A 23,056-nucleotide genomic window follows, 5' to 3' on the forward strand; every position below is an offset into this window, starting at 1 on the left:
CGGTCCCGTCCGGGACGGCTTGAGCCCGGAGGGAGGACGACATGACGGATCTTCGCGCGGCGACGCCGCTCGTTCTGGTCGGCGCCGGCAAGATGGGCGGCGCCATGCTGGCGGGCTGGCTGGAGAACGGGCTCGATCCGAAAGGCGTCGTGCTGATCGATCCCGGGCCCCCGCCGGAAATGGCCGCGCTGATCGCCGCCCGCGGCATGACGCATGTCACGGCGCCGCCGTCCGACCTGAAGGCCGCCGTGATCGTGCTGGCGGTCAAGCCGCAGGTGGCGGATGCCGTCTTGCCCGGCCTTGCCGGTCTGGTCGGACCCGGCACGGTGGTCGTCTCGGTCGCCGCCGGCAAGACGCTGGAGCGGCTGGAGGCCGGCATCGGCCCGGCCGCCATCGTCCGGTCGATGCCGAACACGCCCGCCCAGGTCGGCCGCGGCATCACGGTGGCGGTCGCCAACAGCCGGGTCACCACCCCTCAGAAGGTGCTGGTCACCGCCCTTCTGGCCGCGGTTGGCAAGGTCGAGTGGGTCGCCGAAGAAGCGCTCATCGATGCGGTCACGGCGGTCTCCGGATCGGGGCCGGCCTATGTGTTCCATCTGGTCGAGGCCCTGGCGGAGGCCGGGCGCCGCGCCGGACTGCCGGACGCGCTTGCCGAGAAGCTCGCCCGCGCCACCGTCGAGGGCGCCGGCGAACTGCTCTACCAGTCCCCGCTCGATCCGGCGACGCTGCGCAAGAACGTGACCTCGCCCAACGGCACCACGGCGGCGGCGCTGGCCGTCCTGATGGGCGAGACCGGCCTGCAGCCGATTATGGATGCGGCCGTCGCCGCCGCCGCCCGGCGTTCGCGCGAATTGGCCGGCTGAGTGCCGTCGCGCCGCGAAAGCTTCGGAATACGCTGCGTCATATGCCGTCTTGCGCAATTCGTTTACACCTTTTCGGCGACACTGCCGCCGATGGGGGAAACGTAGATGGGCGATGCGGGTTTCGTGGAACTCTTGTCGGCGGCGCAGGAAGCGCCGGCCGAGAAGCGTGGCGAATGCGTGCGCCGGGTCCGGGACGCCTTCCTGCAGAATGCCGCCGTCCTGCCGCAGGACCAGCTCGAACTGTTCGACGAGGTCATGACCAAGGTCATGGACCAGACTGCGCTGCTCGACCGGGTGACCTTCGCCAAGGCGGTGGCGCGCTCGCCACGGCTGCCCGACCGTCTGCGCCGGCGCCTGCTGACCGACACCACCATGGTGGCGGCGCCGATCATCGAGCATGCGGCGCTGAGCGATGCGGATCTCGTCCGCCTGATCGATCCGAAGAACGAGACGGTCTGCCTGTCGGTCGCCCGGCGCCAGCCGCTCAGCGTCGACGTGGCTGACAAGCTGATCGCGGCCGGCCAGCCCAAGGTGCTGGTCGCCCTGGCGCGCAACGTCGAAGCCGAACTCTCCTATGCGGCCTTCGAGATCCTGTCCGACATCGCCGTCGAGGGCGCCGAGATGGACGAGGCGCTGTCGTCGCGACCGGACCTGCCGCCCGAGATCGCGCGCAAGCTGACCCGGGCCCTGGAGCGGCGCACCAGCCGGCGGCTCAATGCGATGATCGAGCGGGATCTGGAAAAAGGCCGCAAGCCCTTCGTCCTGCGCTGACGGCCGGCCAGTCTGCCGCGGGGGTGGCCGACCGATCGTCGAAGCCCGGGATTGCGCCGGCGGCCGTCTTCCCGTATATCGGCCGCGTCCTTTCGCGCCGACACCCCTGGAGGCAACGCGAGGACGAGGCTGGGCCGGTCTGACCGGCCCTTTTTGCATTGAAGGAACAGACCCATGAGCCGTCAATCCTACGAGCTCCAGGCGTCCGTGCGTGACCGCGTCGGCAAGGGGGCCGCGCGTTTGCTGCGTCGTACTGGCAACATTCCGGCCGTGATCTACGGCGACAAGAAGCCCCCGATCGCCATCGCGATCGACTATCGCGAGGCCGACAAGCGGCTGCGCGCCGGCGGCTTCATGACCACCGTCGCGACCATCGCGGTCGGCGGCGAGAAGATCCTGGTGATCCCGAAGGACTACCACCTCGATCCGGTCAAGGACTCGCTGACCCATATCGATTTCCTGCGCATCGGCGCCGGCTCGAAGGTCACCGTCTGGGTGCCGGTCCACATCGTCGGCCAGGACAAGTCGCCCGGCATCAAGCGCGGCGGCGCGATCAACGTCGTGCGCCACGAAATCGAGTTCGAGTGCCAGGCGGACCAGATCCCCGAGCATGTCGTGGCCGACGTGTCGGCGCTCGAGATCAACGATTCGCTGCACATCTCCGGCGTCAAGCTGCCCGAGGGCGTGAAGCCGGTCATCCAGGACCGCGACTTCACCGTCGTCACCATCGCGGCGCCGGCCGGCTTCGACGAGCCCGCCACCGCCTCGGCGTGACCTAGAGCGGCCGGGGCGATTGTCATGCTGCTCCTGGTGGGCCTCGGCAATCCCGGCCGCGACTATGCCGGCAACCGGCACAATATCGGCTTCATGGCGGCGGACGCGATCGTCCGCCGCCATTCCTTTTCGCCCTGGCGGCAGAAATTCTCCGGCGAGATCGCCGAAGGCAGCGTCGCCGGCGAGAAGGTCGCGGTGCTGAAGCCGCTGACCTACATGAACGAGAGCGGCCGCTCGGTTGCCGCCGCCGCGCAATTCTGGAAGATCGAGCCGAAGGACATCGTGGTCTTCCACGACGAACTCGACCTGCCGCCCGCCAAGATGCGCATGAAGACCGGCGGCGGCCATGCCGGCCATAACGGCCTGCGCTCGATCCAGGCCCATCTCGGCCCCGATTTCCGCCGCGTCCGCCTCGGCATCGGCCATCCCGGCGCCAAGGAGCTGGTCACCAACTGGGTGCTGGGCGACTTCGCCAAGGCCGATTCCGACTGGCTGCAGGCGCTTCTCGACGCGCTCGCCGACCATCTGCCCCGGCTCGTCGCCGGCGAGGATGCCGCCTACCAGAGCGATATCGCGCTGGCGCTCCAGCCCGAGAGGAAGGCGAAGGAGCCCAAGGCGCCGCCGCCCGCCGAGGCGGCGAAGCCGACCGGCCCGAGCGAGGCCTCCAAGAACGCGATGGCGGAGACGCTGCGCCGTCTCCTGGCGCAGAAGAAGCGCTGAGGCGTCATGGTCCTGCCACCGGCGGTAGCCGCCCGAGGGACGCCGGGGGGGGCGTCGCCGGGAGAACGCCGCAACCGAAATCCGTTTCGGTTCGCCGCCCTGCCCGGTTCCGACCGCGCGCCGCCCACCATGCCGATCGCGCCTCCGGGCGGCCGGCCGCCCGCCCACCCAATTTCCCTGCCTTGTCGGCAGGTCTACGCAACCTGGAAGGACCGAGCCCATGTCCGACGACGACTATGTCTATGACGAAGCCACCGGTGAATGGATCTCGCCCGCCGAAGCCAAGGCCAAGGCGGCCGCAGGTGCCGGCGCGGACGAGGTCGAGGTGCGCGATTCCGTCGGCAACCGGCTGGCCGACGGCGACAGCGTGGTGCTGATCAAGGATCTGAAGGTCAAGGGCACCACGCAGACACTGCGCCGCGGCACCGTGATCAAGTCGATCCGGCTGACCGGCGACGCACAGGAGGTCGACTGCCGGCACGAGACCATCCGCGGCCTCGTTCTGCGCGCCGAGTTCCTGCGCAAGCACTGAGCGGAACCCGTCGACGGCGGGCCGGGCACGGCGGCGGCGGCGCCTGCCCCGCACGCACCGCCCCGCCGCACGCGCCCCTCGGCACGGGACTTGACGGGGCGCCCGCCATTCCGTCTAACACCGGCCAAATCCTTCCCGAACCGGACCGGAAAGACCCCTCCCCATGGGCTTCAAATGCGGCATCGTCGGCCTGCCCAATGTCGGCAAGTCGACCCTCTTCAACGCGCTGACCCGCACCGCGGCCGCCCAGGCCGCGAACTATCCGTTCTGCACGATCGAGCCGAATACCGGCGAGGTCGGCGTTCCGGATCCCCGCCTCGACAAGATCGCCAAGGCGGCGAAGTCGGCCAATATCGTGCCGACCCGTATCACCTTCGTCGACATTGCCGGCCTGGTCCGCGGCGCCTCCAAGGGCGAGGGCCTCGGCAACCAGTTCCTCGCCAATATCCGCGAGGTCGACGCCATCGTGCATGTGCTGCGCTGCTTCGAATCCGGCGACATCACGCATGTCGAGGGCCGGGTCGATCCGGTCGCGGATGCCGAGACGGTCGAGACCGAGCTGATGCTCGCCGATCTCGACAGCCTGGAGCGGCGCGTCGTGCCGCTGCGCAAGAAGGCGGCGGGCGGCGAGCGCGACGCCAAGGCGCTGCTGCCGGTCATGGAAGCCGCCCTGAAGGTGCTGCAGGACGGCAAGCCGGTGCGCACACTGTCGCTGCCGGCCGACGACAAGCCCCTGCTGGACGGCATGATGCTGCTGACCGCGAAGCCGGTGCTCTATGTCTGCAATGTCGAGGAGGCCTCGGCCGCCACCGGCAATGCCCATTCCGCCGCGGTCGCCGACATGGCCGCGCGCCAGGGCGCCAAGAGCGTGGTCATCTCGGCCGCCATCGAGGCGGAGATCGCGCAGCTCTCCGACGAGGAGGAGCACGAGTTCCTGGAAACGATCGGCCTGACCGAACCCGGCCTCGACCGGTTGATCCGGGCCGGCTACGAACTGCTCGGCCTGATCACCTATTTCACCGCCGGGCCGAAGGAAACGCGCGCCTGGACCATCGTCAAGGGCACCCGGGCGCCGCAGGCCGCCGGCGTGATCCACACCGACTTCGAGCGCGGCTTCATCCGCGCCCAGACCATCGCCTATGACGATTTCGTCAGCTTCGGCGAGGTCGGCGCCAAGGAGGCCGGCAAGGCGCGCGACGAAGGCAAGGAATATGTGGTCGCCGACGGCGACGTGATGCTGTTCAAGTTCAATGCCTGAGGCGACGCGGCCGGCTCCCGCCGGCCGCTGCCCGGGCCTGCCGGATCACTCCGGAATGCCGTCCTTCGGATGGCCGCCGACGAAGCGGTCGTGCAGGCGGAACACCGCCTGATAGAGCTCGACGAAGATGCGCAGGCCGATCGCCGCCATGGTCGACCAGATCACGGTCGACAGGAGCCCGAACAGGGCGGCCGCCGGCGCGCTGATGAGAAGCGCGAGCGATCCCAGCACGCCGAGAACGGCGCTGAGCCCGATCAGGGCCAGGCCCAGAAGATAGAGCGGCTTGATCAGGCTCGGCGTGACGAACTCGTCGAGCGAGAGGAATTTGTTAAGCATCGAGACCCTCTTCATTCGGAATGCAGCCAGGCGCCGGATCGCCGACACCGGATATGGCCCGGCGCAACCGCCCTGCCAACCCGAAGCCCTTCAATTTCGGGACCTTCCCGCCCGGACTTTCGTCCGCCCAAGGTCCGCGTCCGGAGCGTTTCACCCCGACCATCGAGCAATGCGAATTTGCACCACCGCCGTGACGGCTGAGTGGTACAGATTCCCGCCGCCGACCGCTACCATCTCGCGACACGGAAGGCGAGGGCCTGAACTGTCGCCCACAGAGGAAACGAAGGGGGATCATGACGGACAATAAGATCAGCTTCGACGATTTCGAGGTCGGCCGGCGCATCGAACTCGGCAGCAAGGACGTGACGCGCGACGAGGTCATCGCCTTCGCGGCGGTCTACGACGCCCAGCCGATGCATCTCGACGACAGCGCCGCACGGGACGGCATGCTCGGCGCCCTGTCGGCCTCCGGCTGGCACACCATCGCCATGTTCATGCGGCTCTTGTGCGACAACCTGCTGCTCAAGGCCCATTCGCTCGGCTCGCCCGGCATCGACAAGGTACGCTGGCTCAGGCCGGTTTTCCCCGGCGACCGCCTGACCGCCGTGGCCGAGGTGGTCGAGACCCGCGCCTCGAAGAGCCGGCCGGACTTGGGCATCGTGCGGTTCCGCTTCACCGTTTCCAACCAGGCCGGTGAGGCGGTGATGACCATGGAAAACCCGATCATGTTCGCGACCCGGGAGGCCGCCGCCTGATGTGGTACGAAGATATCGAGCCGGGCCGGGTCAGCGAACTCGGCAGCTACACCTTCACGGCGGACGACATCGTCGGCTTCGCGCGCCAGTTCGACCCGCAGCCATTCCACCTCTCCGACGAGGCGGCGCGCAATTCGCTGTTCGGGCGGCTCGCCGCCTCCGGCTGGCAGACCGCCTCGGTGTTCATGAAGCTCAATGTCGAGCGGATCGAGCGCAACAAGGCCGCCTACGCCGCGCGCGGCGAGACCCCGCCGGCGCTCGGTCCGTCGCCCGGCTTCGACAACATGCGCTGGCCGCGCCCGGTGCTCGCCGGCGACACGGTGACCTACCGCTCGACCACCCTCTCCAAGCGCCTGTCGGCGACGCGCGCCGGATGGGGCCTGTTCCAGGAACTGAACGAGGGCTTCAACCAGAACGGCGACAAGGTGTTCGAGTTCACGGCGAATGTCTTCACCCCGGTCCGGGATCCGGGCGCCGCCTGATCGGATCGCGTTCGGCCGGGAGACGGCGGCCGCATCGCCCCACCGCAGAGATTGAATCGGGCGGCTCCAACCCGGGGCCGCCCGATTGTCCATCCGGGCTCAGTGGTTGTCGCGCGGGACGCCCTTTTCGGCGATGCGCTGGTACTTGATCGCCGGCTTCAGCACCATGCCGTCGGAGAGTTGGTCGACCATGGAGCGCTGGATCTCCTGCCAGGGGGTCTGGCTGGCCGGGAAGGCATAGCCGCCATGGCCCTGCAGGTCGGCGCGGCGCTGGTTGAGCTCGGCGTCGGAGATCAGGATGTCGGCGGTGCGCTTGCGCAGGTCAATGCGGACCTTGTCGCCGGTCTTCAGCACGGCGAGACCGCCGCCCGCCGCCGCTTCCGGGCTGGCATTGAGGATCGAGGGCGAGCCCGAGGTGCCCGACTGCCGGCCGTCGCCGATGCAGGGCAGCGCCTTGATGCCGCGCTTCAGGAGATAGTCCGGGGCGCGCATGTTGACCACCTCGGCGGCGCCCGGATAGCCGATCGGGCCGGTGCCACGCATGAACAGGATGGTGTTCTCGTCGATGCCGAGTTCGGGATCGTCGATGCGGTGGTGATAGTCCTCCGGCCCGTCGAACACCACGGCACGGCCGACGAAGGCCTCCGGATCGTTCGGATCGGACAGGTAGCGGTCGCGGAACTCGGGCGAGATCACGCTGGTCTTCATGATCGCGCTGTCGAACAGGTTGCCCTTGAGCACGATGAAGCCGGCCTCGGCCTTGAGCGGCGCCTCGAAGCTGCGGATCACGTCGCCATCGCCGATCGTGACCGCGCGGCAGTTCTCGCCGATCGACTTGCCGTTGACGGTCTTGGCACCCTCGTGGATCAGGCCGTGCTTCATCAATTCGGCGATCACCGCCGGCAGGCCGCCGGCGCGGTGATATTCCTCGCCGAGATAGTGGCCGGCCGGCTGCATGTTGACCAGCAGCGGCACCTTGTGGCCGATCGTCTCCCAGTCGTCGATGGAGAGTTCGACGCCGATATGGCGCGCGATGGCGTTGATGTGGATCGGCGCGTTGGTCGAGCCGCCGATCGCCGAACAGGCGACGATGACGTTTTCGAACGCCTCGCGGGTCATGATGTCGGACGGCTTCAGGTCCTCGTGCACCATGTCGACGATGCGCCGGCCGGTCTCGTAGGCGATCTGGCCGCGCTCGCGATAGGGCGCGGGGATGGCCGCGCAGAAGGGCAGCGACATGCCGAGCGCCTCGGCGAGCGCGTTCATGGTCGAGGCCGTGCCCATGGTGTTGCAGTGGCCGACGGAGGGCGCCGAGGAGGCGACCATGTCCATCATCTCGTCATAGCTGATCTCGCCGCGGGCGAACTGCTCGCGCGCGTTCCAGACCACCGTGCCGGAGCCGGCCAGCTGGCCCTTCCAGTAGCCGTTCAGCATCGGCCCGCCGGACAGCACGATGGCCGGGATGTTGACGGTTGCGGCCGCCATCAGGCAGGCCGGCGTGGTCTTGTCGCAGCCGGTGGTCAGCACGACGCCGTCGAGCGGATAGCCGTAGAGGACCTCAACCAGGCCCAGATAGGCGAGGTTGCGGTCGAGCGAGGCGGTCGGACGCTTGCCGGTCTCCTGGATCGGATGGACCGGAAATTCCAGCGGCACGCCGCCCATGGCGCGGATGCCGTCGCGGACGCGGTGGGCGAGATCGATATGGCCGCGATTGCACGGCGACAGATCCGACCCGGTCTGGGCGATGCCGATGATCGGCTTGCCGCCCTGCAGCTCTTCGCGGGTCAGGCCGAAATTTAGGTAGCGTTCCAGATAGAGCGAAGTCATGTCCGGATTGGCGGGGTTGTCGAACCAGAGCTGCGAACGGAGCTTCTTCGACGGTGACGCGGACATGCTGGGCCTCCCTAGGATTTCGGCTGCTTCGTAGATGCAAATTGTATGAGGATTGCGGTGCGGCTTTCAAGCGCTCTCGCGTCGGGATCAGCGCGGACCAGCCGTGCGGGACCGATCCGGCCTGCGGCTCGCCGTCACGGCCGCACGGCCTTTACGGCCGCAGCATGCCGCCGAGATCGGCCAGGACGGTGCCGAAGCGGCGCTCTTGGGCGTGGCGCAGCATCAGCGCCGCCTCGCTGCGCCGGCGGCGGCCGATCTCCCGTTCCAGCCGCGCGATCTCGCCGGCCTTCTCCTCGGAGGACCAGACCGCCGGCGCGTCGTCGGGCGGGCGGCAGTCGGCGAACACGCTCGGATCGTTCATCTGACCGCGCAGCCATTCGACATCCGACAGCGAGGCCTGCCAGATCCGCTCCAGAAGCGGGCGCGGCAGCGTGAAGGCCGGGCCGGGCCGCTCGCGCAGGTTCTTGCGGAACCAATATTCGAGCGAGGTGATGTCATAGTCCTTGAACAGGCCGCGCTTGAGCGGGCCGGCCCAGCGGCGGCGCAGCGCGATATAGTGCTGCTCGATCAGTTGCGCGGCCTCCGCGCTGGTGCGCGGGTTGTTCCACGGCCGCGGCAGCAGCGCGAGAACCTCCGGGCCGGCGCCGATCGCGGCGGCGAAATCGGCGATCAGGTCGCCGCCGACCATGCGGCGCCGGTCGAACAGGCGCAGATCCAGCGCATCGCGGCCGAACCGCTCGATGAAGCGCTCCAGCGACCGGCGATAGTTCGGCACGATCGGACTCGACGCCGGATCGTCGGCGACGGTCTCGGCCAGTTCGGAGACCGGATGGCCGTGCTTGATGTTCTCCTGCGCGCGGCTCGACGCCCAGGAGATCGGATCGCGCAGATAGGCGACGATGCGCACGCGCTCGAAATGACGCGACAGAATGTCGTGGAGGCCGTCGGCCTCCCGATCCTCGACGCGGAACAGGCCCTCGCCGGACATGATCATCCGCGGCGCCTTGGGGTGGCGGATCAGCTCCAGGAACGGCCCGGCGACGCGGCCGACATCGAAGCCGCCGACATTGCGGGCGAGCCCGAGCTGGTCGGCCGCCGCGCCCTTCACGCGCTTGGAGCGGCCCTTCACCACCATCTTGATGATGCGCGAATGGTTCTGGCCCATGTCCAGATAGTCGTAGCCATGGCCGATCAGCGCGCCACGCGCGGCGTGGAAGGCGCCCTGGATCGAGGTCGATCCGGTCTTGGACATGCCGATATGCAGAAAGAGTTCGGTCATGGGGTCTCCGCTGACGGGCGACAGCCTATCGCGTCTCGGGGGCGAACGAAAACCGTCGCGATGGGGGTTCGCTCACCCGTCATCGGCCGAGCATCCGGTTGGGCAGCCAAGTCGACAGGCCGGGGAAGCTCCAGAACACGACCAGCGACAAGAGCTGCAGAATCACGAAGGGAATGATGCCGCGGTAGATGTCCGAGGTCTTCACTTCCGGCGGGGCGACGCCGCGCAGATAGAACAGCGCGACCCCGAAGGGCGGGTGCATGAAGCTGGTCTGCAGATTGACCCCCATCATCACGCCGAGCCAGACCGGGCTCATCGGCGAGCCGTCCGGCATCGGCATCTTGAGCAGCACCGGCGCGGCGATCGGCACGACGATGTAGCAGATCTCCAGGAAGTCGACGAAGAAGCCGAGCAGGAACATCGCCGCCATCACGACGAAGACCGCCCCCATCGTGCCGCCGGGCAGGTCGGCGAGCGCCCCGGTGACCATCTCTTCGCCGCCGAGCCCGCGGAAGATCAGGCTGAACATGGTGGCGCCGATGACGATGGCGAAGACCATGGCGGTGATCTCGCCGGTGCCGCGCATCACCGGGCGCAGCACCTCGGCGCTGAGCGTGACCAGAACCGCCGCCAGGATGCCGGCCGCCACGACCGCCACAGCAGCCAACGCAGCCGCCAGCGCGACCGCCTCGGCCGGGCTCCGGCTCGCCCGCCCGATGCGCAGGTCGAAGGCGAGCGTCAGCACGACGATCGCGCCGAGCGCGATCCAGGCGGCCGAGAACAGCGGTGCCAGACGCGGCGCCTGACGCCGGCCGGCGAGCAGCAGCGTGCCGACCGCCCCGACCGAGGCCGCCTCGGTCGGCGTCGCGATGCCGGCCAGGATCGAGCCGAGCACGCACAGGACCAGCGCCACCGGCGGCATCAGCGCGCCGGCGACCTCGCCCAGCGTCACCCGGCCAAGCGCCTCCGGGGCGGGCGGCGAGGTCTCCGGCCTCAGCCAGGCGACCACGGCCTGATAGACCAGATAGAGCCCGGCCAGCGTCAGCCCGGGGATCAGCGCGCCGGCGAAGAGATCGGCGACCGAGACGGATTCGGGCGCGAAGATGCCCTGGTCGGTCTGGGCCTTCTGGTAGGCGTTGCCGAGCACGTCGCCGAGCACGACCAGCACGATCGAGGGCGGGATGATCTGCCCGAGCGTGCCGGCCGCCGCGATCGTGCCGGTGGCGAGCTTCGGGTCGTAGCCCCAGCGCAGCATGGTCGGCAGTGACAGAAGCCCCATGGTCACGACCGTGGCGCCGACGATGCCGGTCGAGGCGGCGAGCAGCGCGCCGACGATGGTGACCGAGAAGCCGAGCCCGCCGCGGATCGGCCCGAACAGGCGGCCCATGGTCTCGAGCAGCAGTTCGGCGACGCGCGACTTCTCCAGCATCACGCCCATGAACACGAACAGCGGCACGGCCAGGAGCACGCCGGAGGTCATCACCCCGAAGACGCGCTGTGGCAGGGCGCCGAGAAACGCCGGGTCGAACACGCCGAGCGCGAGGCCGAGGCCGGCGAACAGGATCGCCGTACCGGCGAGCGTGAAGGCGACCGGATAGCCGGCCATGACCAGAAGGCAGGCGGCCACGAACATGCCGATATCGAGGGAATGGGCGAGCGACGCCATCCGGTCAGGTCCCCTCGACGGCCGGTGCGGGCCGCGACAGCGCGTCGACGCCACGGATCACGAAGGCCAGCCCCTGCAGGGCGAGCAGCAGCACGAAGGCCAGGATCTCGCATTTCAGGAGCCAGACCGCCGGCAGGCCGGCCGTCTCCGCCGAGCCCTCCAGGATCGCGACCGACTTCGCCACATAGGGCCAGGCTTGCCAGCCGAGCACCAGCATGGTCGGCCACAGGAGGCCGACGACGCCGATCACGTCGACCCAGATCTTCGCCCGCGCCGGCGCCTCGCGATACCAGATGTCGACGCGGACATGGGCGCCGCGGCGCAGGGCATCGGCGCTGCCGAGCATGAACAGCGAGGCGAACAGATAGGTCAGCGCCTCCTGCATCCAGACCGAGCCGAGGCCGAAGGCATAGCGCAGGATCACCACCGCGAACTGGATCAGCACGATCGCCAGCGTCGCCCAGGCAAGCCCGGCGCCGAGGCGGTCGTTGAGGCGATCGATGAGGCAGGCGAGACGGAGCATGGCGGGGCCCGGACCAGGGAGGCTCCGAATACAGGCCGCGGCCCGCAGGGTCGAGGGCCGACATGCAACGCCATGCCTCGAATCGGACGCGAATTCGTGCAAATCTGAAGCTTCGACGCGGTCGGCACTCCTTCCGGCCCGTTGCCTGCATCATGCTCCCGTGCCGCGCCGACGCGCCCGCACCAGCCCTTCGAGCCTGCCCTCCATGTCAGCCACGCCGATCGTTCTCGTCTCCTCCGACAACCGCGTCTTCGACCATGTCCGCTGGCACGCCACGCCGGCGCAGTATCTGGAGGCGGTGCTCTACGGCTCCGGCGCGATCCCGCTGATGCTGCCGTCGCTCGGCGGCGCGCTCGACCTGGAGACGATCCTCGACCGGGTCGACGGCGTGCTTTTGACCGGCTCGCGCTCCAACGTGCATCCGAGCCTCTACGGCGTCGAACCGGACGTGAAATACGAGCCCTATGACGAGGCGCGCGACGCCACCACGCTACCGCTGATCCGCCTGGCGATCGCACGCGGCAAGCCGCTGCTCGCCATCTGCCGCGGCTACCAGGAGCTCAACGTCGCGCTCGGCGGCTCGCTGCATACCGAGATCCAGGAATTCGACGGTCGCATGGACCATCGTGCGCCGATCTCCGACCACCAGGACGAACGCTACGCGATCCGCCACCGGATCGAGATCGTGCCGGGAAGCTGCATCGGGCGGATCATGGAGTCCGACGAGATCGCGGTGAACTCGCTGCACCGCCAGGGCATCGCCGAACTGTCGCCGCGCCTCGCCATCGAGGCGACCGCGCCGGACGGCACCATCGAGGCGGTCCGGGTCGCGGACGCGGCCGGCTTCGCGGTCGGCGTCCAGTGGCATCCGGAATACTGGGTCGGCTCCGACAACGCCTCTTCGCGCCTGTTCCAGGCCTTCGGCGCGGCGGTCAGGGCAGAAGCCGCGGCCCGCCTGCCGCAGCCGCTCGCCGCGGAGTAGCGGACGCGCGACGCCGGGATCGAGGGTTCGGCCCCGCAGCCCCGTTCGTCGATTTGTCGGACAGACCAGCAAATCGCGCATAAAAGACGATCCGGCGCGTCGGGGCAAGCGGTCCCGGCGACGGCCTGTCCGTCGTCCGCGATGCGTTGTCCCGAAGCCCCATCCGTGGCTTGATGGCCTTCGAAAGCCGGTCGCAAGAGCCGGATACGCGGGAGGTGCGCTTGGAGACATTGCTGACCATCGGGCAGATTCTGTCCGCACAGGCGCGGCTCAGGCCGGAGGAGACCGGCGCCGCCGATCTCGACCGCTCGATGAGCTTCCGGCTCTGGAACGAGCGGGCTTGCCGGCTCGCCAACGGCCTCCTCGGCCTCGGCCTGAAGCCGGGCGACCGGATCGCGGTGCTTGCCTATAACGCGCTCGAATGGGTCGAGATCTACGCCGCCATGGCGAAGGCGGGCCTGATCGGCGTGCCGGTCAATTTCCGGCTAACCGCCCCGGAAGCGCTCTACATCATCCGCGACTGCGGCGCTGCGGCGGTGATCGTGCAGGACGACCTGGCCGGCGTGATCGAGACCATCCGCGCCGATCTCGGCCTTCCGGACGACCGGATCGTGCAGTTCGGCGCTGCGCGTGTGCCGGCCGGCTGGCGCGGCTACGAGGACCTGCTGGCGGCGGCCTCCGGCGCCGAGCCCGGCATCGCGGTCTCGCCCGACGATCCCTGGATGTTCATGTACACCTCGGGCACGACCGGCAAGCCGAAGGGCGCGATCCGCAGCCATCGCGGCGGCGCGCTGCTGTCGCTGGTCACCGACATCCATCTCGGCGCGAACCGCTTCGACCATGCGCTGCTGGTCATGCCGATGTGCCACGCCAACTCGCTCTATTTCTTCGGCGCCTTCGCCTATTGCGGGGCGCCGGTCACGGTCTATTCGCGCCGCAGCTTCGATCCCGAGCACATGCTGCGGACGCTATCGCAGTCGGGGGCGACCTTCACCTCCCTGGTGCCGACCCACTACATCATGATGCTCGGCCTGCCCGACGCGGTGCGGGCGCAATACGCGCAGGAGCGGGTCTCGAAACTCATGATCTCCTCGGCGCCGGCGCGGCCGGACACCAAGCGGGCGATCATGGAGCTGTTCCCGAAATCCGGCCTGTTCGAGCTCTACGGCTCCACCGAGGCCGGCTGGGTGACCATGCTCCACCCGCACGAGCAGTTCGACAAGCTCGGCTCGGTCGGCCGCGAATGCGTCGGCTCGAAGCCGATCCGCATCCTCGACGCCGACGGCAACGAGGTGCCGGACGGCGAGCCGGGCGAGCTGTTCTCGTCCAATCCCTACACCTTCGACGGCTATTGGAACCTGCCGGAGAAGACCCGCGAGGCGATCCACGGCGACTATTGCAGCGTCGGCGACATGGCCCGGCGCGATGCCGACGGCTACATCTGGCTGGTCGACCGCAAGTCCAACATGATCATCTCGGGCGGCGAGAACGTCTACCCGTCCGAGGTCGAGACGCTGCTCGGCCAGCATCCGGCCGTCAAGGATGTGGCGGTGATCGGCCTGCCCGACCCGGTCTGGGGCGAGCGCGTCCATGCCGTGGTCGTGCCCCATGACGGTGCGGCCGCCGATGCCGACGAGATCGTCGCCTGGTGCCGCGACCGGATCGCCGGCTACAAGCGGCCGAAATCGGTCAGCGTGATCGGCGAGGCCGAGATGCCGCGCACCGCCACCGGCAAGATCCTGCACCGCATGCTGCGCAGCCGCTATTCCGAGCCGTCGTGACGGCGAGCCGAAGCGACCGGCCGCTCCCCCCACAATCAGAACGATCCGAGGACACGCCCATGGCCGAAACCGTCATCGACCTCAATTCCGATCCCGAAAGCTGCGCGGCCTGGATCGCCAAGTTCCTGAAGGCGCGCGGCGTCGACCGCCTGTTCGGCCTGCAGGGCGGCCATATCCAGCCGATCTGGGACTTCGTCGCCCGCGAGGGCATCCGCATCATCGACGTGCGCGACGAGGGCGCGGCGGTCCACATGGCCCACGCCCATGCCGAACTGACCGGCACGCTCGGCGTCGCCATGGTGACGGCCGGCCCGGGCGTGACCAATTGCGTCACCGCCATCGCCAACGCCTCCCTGGCGCGCATGCCGGTGCTGCTGATCGGCGGCTGCACCTCGCGCCCGCAGGCCAATATGGGTCCGCTGCAGGACATCCCGCATGTCGACATTCTGAGGCCCGTGACCCGGACCGCGCGCACCGCCCGCGTCGCCGACCAGGTGATCCGCGAATTGGACGAGGCCGTCGCGCGTGCCTTCGGCGACATGGGCGAGCCGGGACCGGTCTATATCGAGATCCCGACCGACGTGCTCCGGACCCGCGTCGCCCCGAATCTCGTCCTCGACGACTGGATGCGGCCGAAGCCGCAGCGCATCATCCCGCCCGAGGCCGGCGCGGTCGAGGCCGCCATGCAGGCGATCTGGTCGGCGCGCCGGCCGTTGGTCGTCACCGGCCGCGGCGCGTGCGCGGCCGGGCCGGCGCTGCAACGTTTCCTCGATGCCTCCGGCGCGCTCTATCTCGACACCCAGGAGAGCCGCGGTCTGGTCCGGGCGGATCATCCGGCCGTGGTCGGGGCGGTGCGTGCCAACGCCATGTCGGAGGCCGACCTGGTCCTGGTGATCGGCCGCAAGCTCGACTACCAGCTCGGCTACGGTTCGCCGGCGGTCTTCCCGCATGCCCGCTTCCTGCGGCTGGCCGACAATGCCGGCGAACTTCTCGACAACCGCCGCGGCGACCCGGAACTGCTCGCCACCCCGGCACTGGCGCTGGACGCCATCGTGGCCGCCGCCGGCAACCGCGCGCCGGCGGTCGATCGCGACTGGACCGGCGGATTGCGCCGCAAGCATGAGGAGCGCAGCCGGCCGCGCGGGCCGGCGGAAAGCCGCGGCAGCGACGGCAAGGTGCATCCGGCCGCGATCTTCGAGGCGCTGGCGGCGGTCGCCGATCCGGATTTCGTCGCCATCGCCGACGGCGGCGATCTCCTGAGCTTCGCGCGCGTCGGCCTGCAGGCCAAGACCTACATGGATGCCGGCGCCTTCGGCTGCCTCGGCATCTCGGTGCCCTATGCCATCGCGGCCGCCCTGGCGCTGCCGGAAAGGCAGGTCATCGCGGTCACCGGCGACGGCGCCTACGGCATCAACGCCATGGAGATCGACACCGCGGTGCGCCACGGCGCCAAGATCGTCGTCATCGTCTCCAACAACGCCGCCTGGAACATCGAGCGCTTCGACCAGGCGGTCAACTATGGCGGCCGCGTCGTCGGCACGACCCTGCGCCATTCCGACTATGCCGGCATGGCGCGCGCGCTCGGCGCCCATGGCGAGCGGGTCGAGGACCCGGCCGACCTGATCCCCGCGCTGAAGCGCGCCATCGCCAACGCGCCGGCGGTGGTCGACGTGGTGACGACGCAGACGGCCGTGTCGTCGGACGCCAAGAAGGGCCTCGGCTTCGTGCCGGACTTCCAGGCCCTGACCGCCTGGGACGATGCCGAACGCGCCCGGCGCGGCCTGCTCTGAACGGGCCGGCGGCGGGCGGCCCGACGCCCCGCCGGCCGCCAGCCCCGATCGAGACGATTGAGGGCCTCGGCGCGGGGCGGCTGTAAGCCCCGCTTCTTTGGGGCAGGCGTCTTTGGGGCGGTCGCCAAGGGCCGGACCGGCGTTCTCCCTGCGGGATGGACGGCTTAGGGATAGCGCCCGACATCGATGCCGCGGCGCTTCAGATCGACGGAGATCCGATTGCGCAGCACGAAGATGTCGTCGACGGTCTTGCCGCGCAGGCGGCCGATCTCCTCGCCCGTGAAGGGGGCCGAGTCCTTGGGCCGGTCCCTGCCCCCCCAGGTGTCGAGCACCCAGTTGAGCAGGCGGGCGGTATCCTCGTCCGGCAGGCCGGAATTGATCACGCCCGGCACGTTGGCAAGATAGAGCCGGCCGTCGCGGTGGTGCAGGTGCTTGCCGACGATGTTCGGGAAGGGCGGGATGCGACCGATCACAGATCCCGAGCCGTCCGGCAGGTGGCAGCCCGAGCAATGCAGCATGAACAGCGTCGACGGCGTGTCCTGACCGGCCCGGGCGGGGCCGGCGGCGGGCGCGGCCAGCCCCGCAAAGGCGGCGAGAACGAGCGCGAGCACGGTCCAGCGCCGGCCGGTGGGATGCCGGGCCGCGGGATGCCGGGCCGGAACCTGCGGGACGGCGCGGTGCGGAAAGGACGGACGCGGCGTCACGGTCGGCTCCGCATGGCGCGCAGTTCGGCGGCGGTCGGCGCCTTGCCGGCGCGCAGGACGGCCAGCGCCTTGGCGTCGACCCGGACGCCCTTCGCGCCGTTCAGGGTCTGGTAGACGTAGCTGGTCACGGCGGCGATCTCCTGGTCGGAGAGGTGCCCCTGCGGCGGCATGACGGTCTGGAAGGAAAGCCCCTCGCTTTCGATCGGACCGGACAGGCCGTTCAGCACCACGAGCGGGACATAGTCCGGCGACTTGGCGGCGGCGGCCTTGACGACCGCCGATTTCAAGGGCGGCGCCACCCCGGCCGCACCCTTGCCGGCCTCCTGATGGCAGGCCTGGCAGACATCGGCATAGACCGACTTGCCGTCGACCGCCCAGGCCGGACCGCCGGCGGCCAAGCCGAAGCCGGCCAGACCCGCGGCCGCCAGACCGACAGCGGCCGACAGGCGGACCAGGACGAAGGCAAGCGGCACGTCCTGACCGATCGCCCGGGCGGCGACCGATGCGGCCTTAGCCCGCATCCGAGATGCCCACCACGGCGGCGACGGTGCAATGATACATGCCGTGCTTCTCGGCCATGCACCAGTTGATGTCGTTGTGGACGCCCATCCGGTAGCCGGGCCGTTCGCGCAGGTTGAAGTTGCACAGGCAGCGGCCGCAGGAGGTCTTGCCGCAGCAGTCATTGTAGCTGATCAGGTAGGACTTGTTGTCCTTCGGGTTCTGGCAGGTGCCGACCCAGGTGACCTTGGAGACCGAGGCGCCCGGCGGGCAGGACGAGACGGTGCCGCCGCAGCAGGTGCACAGGAAGCCGTCCAGCGCGCAGTAGCGCCAGTATTCGCAGGCCTGGTCGGTCGGCTCGGCATCGGCCGCATGCGCGCGCAGGCCCTCGCTGCGATCGAAGGGCAGCATCGGCAGGACCGCACCGCCGACAATCACCTTGCCGATATGGGCGAGCGCACTGCGCCGGCCATGCAATTGGGCGGAGCGGCGGACCACGATCTCGGTCGCGCCGTCGATCTTGGACATCAGACGATTGAACAGGCTCAGCATGGGCGGGCCTCCGGAAGACGGCGGAACGGTCGGATCACGAGACGGCCGGACGGTCCAGGTAGTCCTGGATCGACGGCACGGCGAGTTCCTTGGCGTTGAACAGGCTCTCGAGCTGTTCGCGGTTGTTGATCAGCCCCTTGGCGCGGACCACGCCGGTGCCGTCGATCAGGATGGCGAAGGGCAGCCGGCTGACCCGGAAGGTCATGCCGAGTTCGGTCGACAGGATGTAGGGGAAGCTCTCCAGCCCCTTCTCGCGCACGAACACGTCATGGGCGGGACGATCGCCATCGCTCGCCAGCACCACGTCCATCCAGGCGGCCTCCGCGCTGCGCGCGGATTTCAGCACCGGCAGCAGCTTCTTGCAGACCGGGCAGGTCGGCGACAGGAAGAAGACCAGCGTCGAGCGCGGCGACGGCCCGCCGAGTGCCAGGCGCTTGCCGGCGAGCGTGACCAAGTCCATGCGCGGCGCGGCCTCGCCGATCTTGGGGCCGGCATCGGTCATCAGCGCGCCCATCGGGGCGACCCGCTCGAACAGAACGCCGACCTGACGGGCGAGCGCGAAGACCACCACGGCCAGGATCACGACCAGGACCCAGAGCAGCCCGACGGCGACGACGAGACCTTCCATCACGCGAAACTCCCTTTCCATCGGCGGCGATCGGCACCCAGGGCGAGCGCCATGCGGGAATGCTGCAGTTCAGTCGAAGCCGTTCTCGCGCAGGGCGCGGATATGCGCGAAGGTGCGGGCCAGCTGCTCGATCACGACCAGCACCAGCCAGGTGGTCAGGACCATGACCGGCAGGGCGATCATGTCGAGGACGCCGAGCGGGCGGGTCGCAGCCGGCAGCAGGACCAGCCCGGCGACGGCCGCGAGCACCAGATTGCGCACGACCAGGGTCCAGGAGATGGCCTGGCCGGGACCGCCGCAGCCGCAATCGATCGTGGTCCGCCCGCGCGCGAGGTTGAGCGCCATGGCGCCCGCATAGGCGAGGAGCACCGCCATCGCGCCGAGGCCGCCGGCGACCCGGGCGGCGGGCCAGAGCAGCGCGGCGATCACGGCCGCCTCGGCGAGGCCGAGCAGCAGCGCGACCGGACCCGACAGCGCCGCCGGCAGCAGGCGGTAGTCCTCGACCTGCTGCCGGAAGGTCTCGAAATCCGAGGCCTTGTGCAGGAGGGCGCGCGCGAAGACCAGCACGGTCAGGCCGATCGCGGCGGCGACTAGGAGTGGATCCAGCGGCATCAGAACGGCCGCCATGTCACTTGCCCTCGAGCTGGATGACGGCCTCGCCGACCTTGGCGGTCTTGACTTCCTTGACCGCCCCGCCCGCTTCGATGTCGTAGCGGATCACCGCCGCGTCGATCGGGTTGACGCCGAACAGCGCCGGCTTGGCGCCGCCCAGGATGGCCAGCGTGGTGGCCGGCTGGGTCGGCGAGCGGCCGGCAACCGTCTTGGCCTTGAGGTCGATCGCCCAGATCTCCTCGGCCGGATTCTTGTGGCTGCCTTCCGCGCCGCCCTTGTGCATCAGCACGTAGAGCATGCCGGCCTTGGCATCGAGCGCCATCGGCTGGTACCCGCCGGGCCGCCAGTCGCCCTCGACATCCTTGGCGAGCGCGAAGCTGTCCTCGACGATCGCGGTCTCGCCGGCAATCGAGACCTTGTGGACGACGCCCTGGAAGGAGACGAACCACAGCGTGTCGCCGTCCTGCTCGGCATGCAGGAACAAGGCGTCCTTGTCGGCATCGAAGAATTTCGCGCTCGCCTTGGCGGTCGCCTTGGCGCCCTTCGCGTCGAGCGTGAAGCTGCGCATGGTGCCGTCGCCGCACAGCGTCGAGAACACGTTCACCTTGGCGGCCGAGGGATAGATGCCGTAGCAGCCGGGATTGGGCACCTCGCCGGACTGCTTGCCGGCCTTCATGTCGACCACCGTCACCGAGGTGGCCGGGGTCGCGTTCTGGACGAACATGAAGCGGCCGTCCGTTGAGGCCTGCATCAGCGGCCGGTAGTTCAGCGCCTGAGCCCGGCGGGAGACGATCCGGATCTCCTTCTTCAGCTCCAGGGTCTGCGTATCGTAGACCTCGAGCCAGTCGGACCGGTCGCCGCGCGTCAGTTTCGGATAGTAGCTGGTCGCGACATAGACCTCGTCGCGCCCCTTCGGCACGTAGAACTGGCCGGCGAAACCGGTCCCGATCAGACCGATCATCTCCAACGTTTCGGGATTGAGCACGTAGGCCCGGCCGTCGACGATATGGTTGATGGCAATGTCGACCGCATAGATACGGGGCGTTGCAGAGTCGAGTCTGGTGACCGTGACCTTTTCGGGACGTAGATCTTCCGCCGCCGCGACGGTCGGCAAGACGGCGGCGGACGCCAGCAGCAACGTGGCGAAGACTTCTCGCGAGTTCTGACGCATGGTCACCTCGAGCGGGCCCGATTTCGGATCGTCGAAGGCTAGTATCGCCCTGCCGTCGCGGTCTATCCGCTTTGCGCAAACCGACACTTGTTGCAGCGCACCAATTTTCAGCGTCCGGCGGCGCGTCTTTGTGCTTGCCTCGTCTCGGTGAAAGAGAAGACGATAGCGGTCCCGACCGACCGCCTCGAGGGGAGCGGCCCATGGGGGTCCCGATCAGCAACCCTGCACACGGCGCCGAACCCGGGCCGGATGCCGCCGTGACTGCCGCCCTGTCCGCCGGCGTCGAGCGCCGGGAAACGCGCTCGTCCGATATCGACGAACACGCCGCCGCCCTCGCCGGCTGGGACCAGTGCTACACCCAGCTCGATGCCGGTCCGTTCCGCGGACTGCTGACGCAGGTCGGGCTGCCCGGCATCACCCTCTTTGCCGAGACCACGAATCTGAAGCTGCGCCAGGACGTGGCCCCGCCGCCGAACAGCTTCGTGCTCGGCTTTCCCCTGCCGAGCAGCGCGCCGGGCCTGTTCCACGGCTGTCCGGCCGCCGAGGGCACCGCGCTCACGCTGCGCCACGGCGAGGCGCATGAGTTCATCTGCCACGAACGCATGCATCTCTCCGCCGTCGTGCTGGAGCTCGACCGCTGCCCCGCCTGGGGTCTCGACGCGGAGGATTTCTCCCGGGCGAAGATGCCGCCGATCGTCGGCGGACCGGCCGCCCAGGCGCTCGGCGCCTGGGTGATGGGCCTGGTCGGCGATCTGGTCGCGGCCGGCCCGATGATCGCCGACGAGACGGCGTTGGCCAGCCTGCCGGCCCTGATCGCCGGGCGCTGCCTGTCCCTGTTCGCCGCCGACGAGCGGCCCGCAGCCGATCTCAGTCCGAGCCAGCGCTACCGGATCGTCGCCGAGGCGCGCGCGCTGGTCGAGGCGGCCGAGACGGAACCGCCGCCCCTGACGGTGCTGGCCCGCCGGCTCGGCGTCTCGGTACGGACGCTGGAATATTGCTTCTCGGAGACGCTCGGCCTGTCGCCCTCGGCCTATATCCGCAATGTCCGCCTGCACGGTGCCCGGCGCGACCTCAAGGCCGCGGCCGGCACCGACGCGACCGTCGCCGACATCGCCATGGCCTGGGGCTTCTGGCATCTCGGCCGCTTCTCGGCCTTCTACCGCGACATGTTCGGCGAGAGCCCGAGCGAGACGCTCAAGAAGCGCGGCGCCCGGGCCTGAGACCGGCGCTACGACCGGCCGCCCTCGCGGATCACGCCGGCCAGACGCGCGATGCCGTCGTCGATGCGGTCGACCGGCGGCATCGAGAAGTTCAGCCGGATGGTGTTGGCGCCCGAACCGTCGGCGAAGAAGGCGCGGCCGGGCACGAAGGCGACGCGGGCGGTCTCCACGGCCCGGGCCAGCAAGGCGGCGCCGTCGAAGCCCTCCGGCAGGGTGACCCAGACGAACATGCCGCCCTCCGGCCGCGTCCAGGTGACGCCGGCCGGCATGTGCCGTTCGAGCGCGGCCAGCATGGCGTCGCGCTTGGCGCGGTAGGCGGCGACGAGGCGCGGCACCTGGGTCGCATAGACGGCCTCCGCGACCCGGTGCATGACCATCTGGTTGATGGTCGGCGTGTTGAGATCCGAGGCCTGCTTGATCAGCACCAGCTTGCGGATCAGGACCTCGGCCGCGCAGATCCAGCCGAGCCGCAAGCCGGGCGCAAGCGTCTTGGAGAAGCTGCCACAGAAGATGGTGCGGCTGTCCTCGATGCCGCCGGAGCGGGCGATGTCGAGCGCCAGGATCGACGGTGGCGCCGCGCCGTCGTAGCGCAGCGGCAGATAGGCGGTGTCCTCGATGACCGGGATGTCCAGCGCCTCGGCGAGATCGAGCAGCCCTTCGCGCTGCGCGAGATCGATGGTTTCGCCGGTCGGGTTGGCGAAATCCGGCGTCAGATAGGCGAATTTGACGCTGCCGCCGGCCGCCGCGGCCGCGTCGCGATAGGCGGCCGGCGTCATGTTGCCGCCGTCCGGATTGAGCCGGTCATAGCGCGGCTCGTAGCTGTTGAAGGCCTGCAGGGCGCCCAGATAGGTCGGCCAGGTGACCAGAGCCGTGTCGTCCGGCGACAGGAACAGCTTGCCGAGATAGTCGAGCCCCTGCTGCGAACCCGACGTGATCAGGATGTTGTCGACGCCGCAGGGCACGCCGATCTCGGCCATGCGCTCGACGATCCAGGCGCGGAGCGGCTGATAGCCCTCGCTGACCGAATATTGCAGCGCCGTGCCGGCCGTCTCGGCGCCGAGCACGTCGCGATAGGCGTCGGCGAAGGCCGTCGCAGGGAACAAGGCGGGATCCGGAATGCCGCCCGCAAACGAGATGATGTCCGGCTGATCCAGCAGTTTCAACAACTCGCGGATCTCGGAGGCGCGCATCCGTTCGGCGCGCCGTGCAAAGCGTTTCTCCCAGTCCATGACCTTCCCCTTTTGACGTGGCCCCTTCTGGCGTGGG

At 69.3% G+C, this 23,056-nt stretch carries 24 protein-coding genes; 12 read left to right on the top strand and 12 right to left on the bottom strand.

Annotated features, from left to right (window positions below):
• The first annotated feature begins 41 nt into the window (after nt 1-41).
• The 6 genes from proC to ychF all read left to right on the top strand — a co-directional run bounded on the left by proC (nt 42) and on the right by ychF (nt 4,918).
• Nucleotides 42-863 (top strand): pyrroline-5-carboxylate reductase, encoded by an 822-nt coding sequence (gene proC, locus KL771_RS07530; RefSeq protein WP_261967927.1) that lies wholly within the window; start codon nt 42-44, stop codon nt 861-863.
• 105 nt (nt 864-968) lie between these two features.
• Nucleotides 969-1,634, top strand: coding sequence for a DUF2336 domain-containing protein (locus KL771_RS07535; RefSeq protein WP_261967928.1), 666 nt, complete (start codon nt 969-971; stop codon nt 1,632-1,634).
• A 174-nt stretch (nt 1,635-1,808) separates the two neighbouring features.
• On the top strand, nt 1,809-2,408 hold the full coding sequence (locus KL771_RS07540) for a 50S ribosomal protein L25/general stress protein Ctc (RefSeq protein WP_261967929.1): 600 nt from the start codon (nt 1,809-1,811) through the stop codon (nt 2,406-2,408).
• 24 nt (nt 2,409-2,432) lie between these two features.
• Nucleotides 2,433-3,128 (top strand): aminoacyl-tRNA hydrolase, encoded by a 696-nt coding sequence (gene pth, locus KL771_RS07545; protein WP_261967930.1) that lies wholly within the window; start codon nt 2,433-2,435, stop codon nt 3,126-3,128.
• 220 nt (nt 3,129-3,348) lie between these two features.
• Nucleotides 3,349-3,660 carry an alkylphosphonate utilization protein gene (locus KL771_RS07550; protein ID WP_261967931.1) on the top strand — a complete coding sequence of 104 codons (312 nt, stop codon included), beginning with the start codon at nt 3,349-3,351 and terminating at the stop codon, nt 3,658-3,660.
• 163 nt (nt 3,661-3,823) lie between these two features.
• Nucleotides 3,824-4,918, top strand: coding sequence for a redox-regulated ATPase YchF (gene ychF / locus KL771_RS07555; protein ID WP_261967932.1), 1,095 nt, complete (start codon nt 3,824-3,826; stop codon nt 4,916-4,918).
• Nucleotides 4,919-4,963: 45 nt separating this feature from the next.
• On the opposite strand, the gene KL771_RS07560 is transcribed toward ychF, so the two are convergent.
• Nucleotides 4,964-5,254: a DUF4282 domain-containing protein gene (locus KL771_RS07560; RefSeq protein ID WP_261967933.1), complete on the bottom strand. Its 291-nt coding sequence runs from the start codon at nt 5,252-5,254 to the stop codon at nt 4,964-4,966.
• Nucleotides 5,255-5,547: 293 nt separating this feature from the next.
• Between KL771_RS07560 and KL771_RS07565 the strand changes: the two genes are divergently transcribed.
• Both KL771_RS07565 and KL771_RS07570 read left to right on the top strand, forming a co-directional pair.
• Nucleotides 5,548-6,009 (top strand): MaoC family dehydratase, encoded by a 462-nt coding sequence (locus KL771_RS07565; RefSeq protein WP_261967934.1) that lies wholly within the window; start codon nt 5,548-5,550, stop codon nt 6,007-6,009.
• Nucleotides 6,009-6,491: a MaoC family dehydratase gene (locus KL771_RS07570; RefSeq protein WP_315901486.1), complete on the top strand. Its 483-nt coding sequence runs from the start codon at nt 6,009-6,011 to the stop codon at nt 6,489-6,491. The genes KL771_RS07565 and KL771_RS07570 overlap by 1 nt, the downstream gene beginning before the upstream one ends.
• Nucleotides 6,492-6,590: 99 nt before the next feature.
• Here KL771_RS07570 and KL771_RS07575 read toward each other — a convergent pair whose 3' ends face one another.
• The 4 genes from KL771_RS07575 to KL771_RS07590 form a co-directional block, all read right to left on the bottom strand.
• The gene (locus KL771_RS07575) at nt 6,591-8,384 is read right to left on the bottom strand and encodes an IlvD/Edd family dehydratase (protein WP_261967935.1); all 1,794 of its coding nucleotides are present in this window, start codon (nt 8,382-8,384) and stop codon (nt 6,591-6,593) included.
• 151 nt (nt 8,385-8,535) lie between these two features.
• Nucleotides 8,536-9,663 (bottom strand): hypothetical protein, encoded by a 1,128-nt coding sequence (locus tag KL771_RS07580; protein WP_261967936.1) that lies wholly within the window; start codon nt 9,661-9,663, stop codon nt 8,536-8,538.
• Between the two features lie 79 nt (nt 9,664-9,742).
• Nucleotides 9,743-11,329, bottom strand: a complete 1,587-nt coding sequence (locus KL771_RS07585) for a TRAP transporter large permease (protein WP_261967937.1) — start codon at nt 11,327-11,329, stop codon at nt 9,743-9,745.
• A gap of 4 nt (nt 11,330-11,333) precedes the next feature.
• Nucleotides 11,334-11,852: a TRAP transporter small permease subunit gene (locus KL771_RS07590; protein WP_261967938.1), complete on the bottom strand. Its 519-nt coding sequence runs from the start codon at nt 11,850-11,852 to the stop codon at nt 11,334-11,336.
• 205 nt (nt 11,853-12,057) lie between these two features.
• On the opposite strand from KL771_RS07590, the gene KL771_RS07595 reads away from it, so the two are divergent.
• From KL771_RS07595 to KL771_RS07605, 3 genes are all read left to right on the top strand, one after another.
• Complete coding sequence (locus KL771_RS07595) at nt 12,058-12,834, top strand: gamma-glutamyl-gamma-aminobutyrate hydrolase family protein (protein WP_261967939.1); 777 nt, start codon at nt 12,058-12,060, stop codon at nt 12,832-12,834.
• 221 nt (nt 12,835-13,055) lie between these two features.
• Nucleotides 13,056-14,615 carry an AMP-binding protein gene (locus KL771_RS07600; protein ID WP_261967940.1) on the top strand — a complete coding sequence of 520 codons (1,560 nt, stop codon included), beginning with the start codon at nt 13,056-13,058 and terminating at the stop codon, nt 14,613-14,615.
• Between the two features lie 59 nt (nt 14,616-14,674).
• Nucleotides 14,675-16,405 (top strand): thiamine pyrophosphate-binding protein, encoded by a 1,731-nt coding sequence (locus tag KL771_RS07605; RefSeq protein WP_261967941.1) that lies wholly within the window; start codon nt 14,675-14,677, stop codon nt 16,403-16,405.
• Between the two features lie 164 nt (nt 16,406-16,569).
• Here the strand turns inward: KL771_RS07605 and KL771_RS07610 are convergent, their stop codons facing one another.
• The 6 genes from KL771_RS07610 to KL771_RS07635 all read right to left on the bottom strand — a co-directional run bounded on the left by KL771_RS07610 (nt 16,570) and on the right by KL771_RS07635 (nt 20,570).
• Entirely contained in the window at nt 16,570-17,109 is a 540-nt protein-coding gene (locus tag KL771_RS07610) for a c-type cytochrome (protein ID WP_261967942.1), read from the bottom strand.
• A complete protein-coding gene (locus KL771_RS07615; protein WP_261967943.1) occupies nt 17,106-17,630 on the bottom strand; it encodes a c-type cytochrome in 525 nt (174 codons plus the stop codon). Before KL771_RS07615 ends, KL771_RS07610 begins: the two co-directional genes overlap by 4 nt.
• The gene (locus KL771_RS07620; protein ID WP_261967944.1) at nt 17,620-18,159 is read right to left on the bottom strand and encodes a methylamine dehydrogenase light chain; all 540 of its coding nucleotides are present in this window, start codon (nt 18,157-18,159) and stop codon (nt 17,620-17,622) included. The genes KL771_RS07615 and KL771_RS07620 overlap by 11 nt, the downstream gene beginning before the upstream one ends.
• 34 nt (nt 18,160-18,193) lie before the next feature.
• A complete protein-coding gene (gene mauD / locus KL771_RS07625) occupies nt 18,194-18,787 on the bottom strand; it encodes a methylamine dehydrogenase accessory protein MauD (RefSeq protein WP_261967945.1) in 594 nt (197 codons plus the stop codon).
• A gap of 69 nt (nt 18,788-18,856) precedes the next feature.
• A complete protein-coding gene (locus tag KL771_RS07630) occupies nt 18,857-19,414 on the bottom strand; it encodes a MauE/DoxX family redox-associated membrane protein (protein WP_261967946.1) in 558 nt (185 codons plus the stop codon).
• Nucleotide 19,415: 1 nt separating this feature from the next.
• A complete protein-coding gene (locus tag KL771_RS07635) occupies nt 19,416-20,570 on the bottom strand; it encodes an amine dehydrogenase large subunit (protein WP_261967947.1) in 1,155 nt (384 codons plus the stop codon).
• A 257-nt stretch (nt 20,571-20,827) separates the two neighbouring features.
• On the opposite strand from KL771_RS07635, the gene KL771_RS07640 reads away from it, so the two are divergent.
• A complete protein-coding gene (locus tag KL771_RS07640) occupies nt 20,828-21,790 on the top strand; it encodes a helix-turn-helix domain-containing protein (protein WP_261967948.1) in 963 nt (320 codons plus the stop codon).
• A gap of 8 nt (nt 21,791-21,798) precedes the next feature.
• On the opposite strand, the gene KL771_RS07645 is transcribed toward KL771_RS07640, so the two are convergent.
• Entirely contained in the window at nt 21,799-23,019 is a 1,221-nt protein-coding gene (locus tag KL771_RS07645) for an aminotransferase-like domain-containing protein (protein WP_261967949.1), read from the bottom strand.
• Between the last annotated feature and the right edge of the window lie 37 nt (nt 23,020-23,056).

This window comes from Prosthecodimorpha staleyi, assembly GCF_018729455.1.
Taxonomy (GTDB): domain Bacteria; phylum Pseudomonadota; class Alphaproteobacteria; order Rhizobiales; family Ancalomicrobiaceae; genus Prosthecodimorpha; species Prosthecodimorpha staleyi.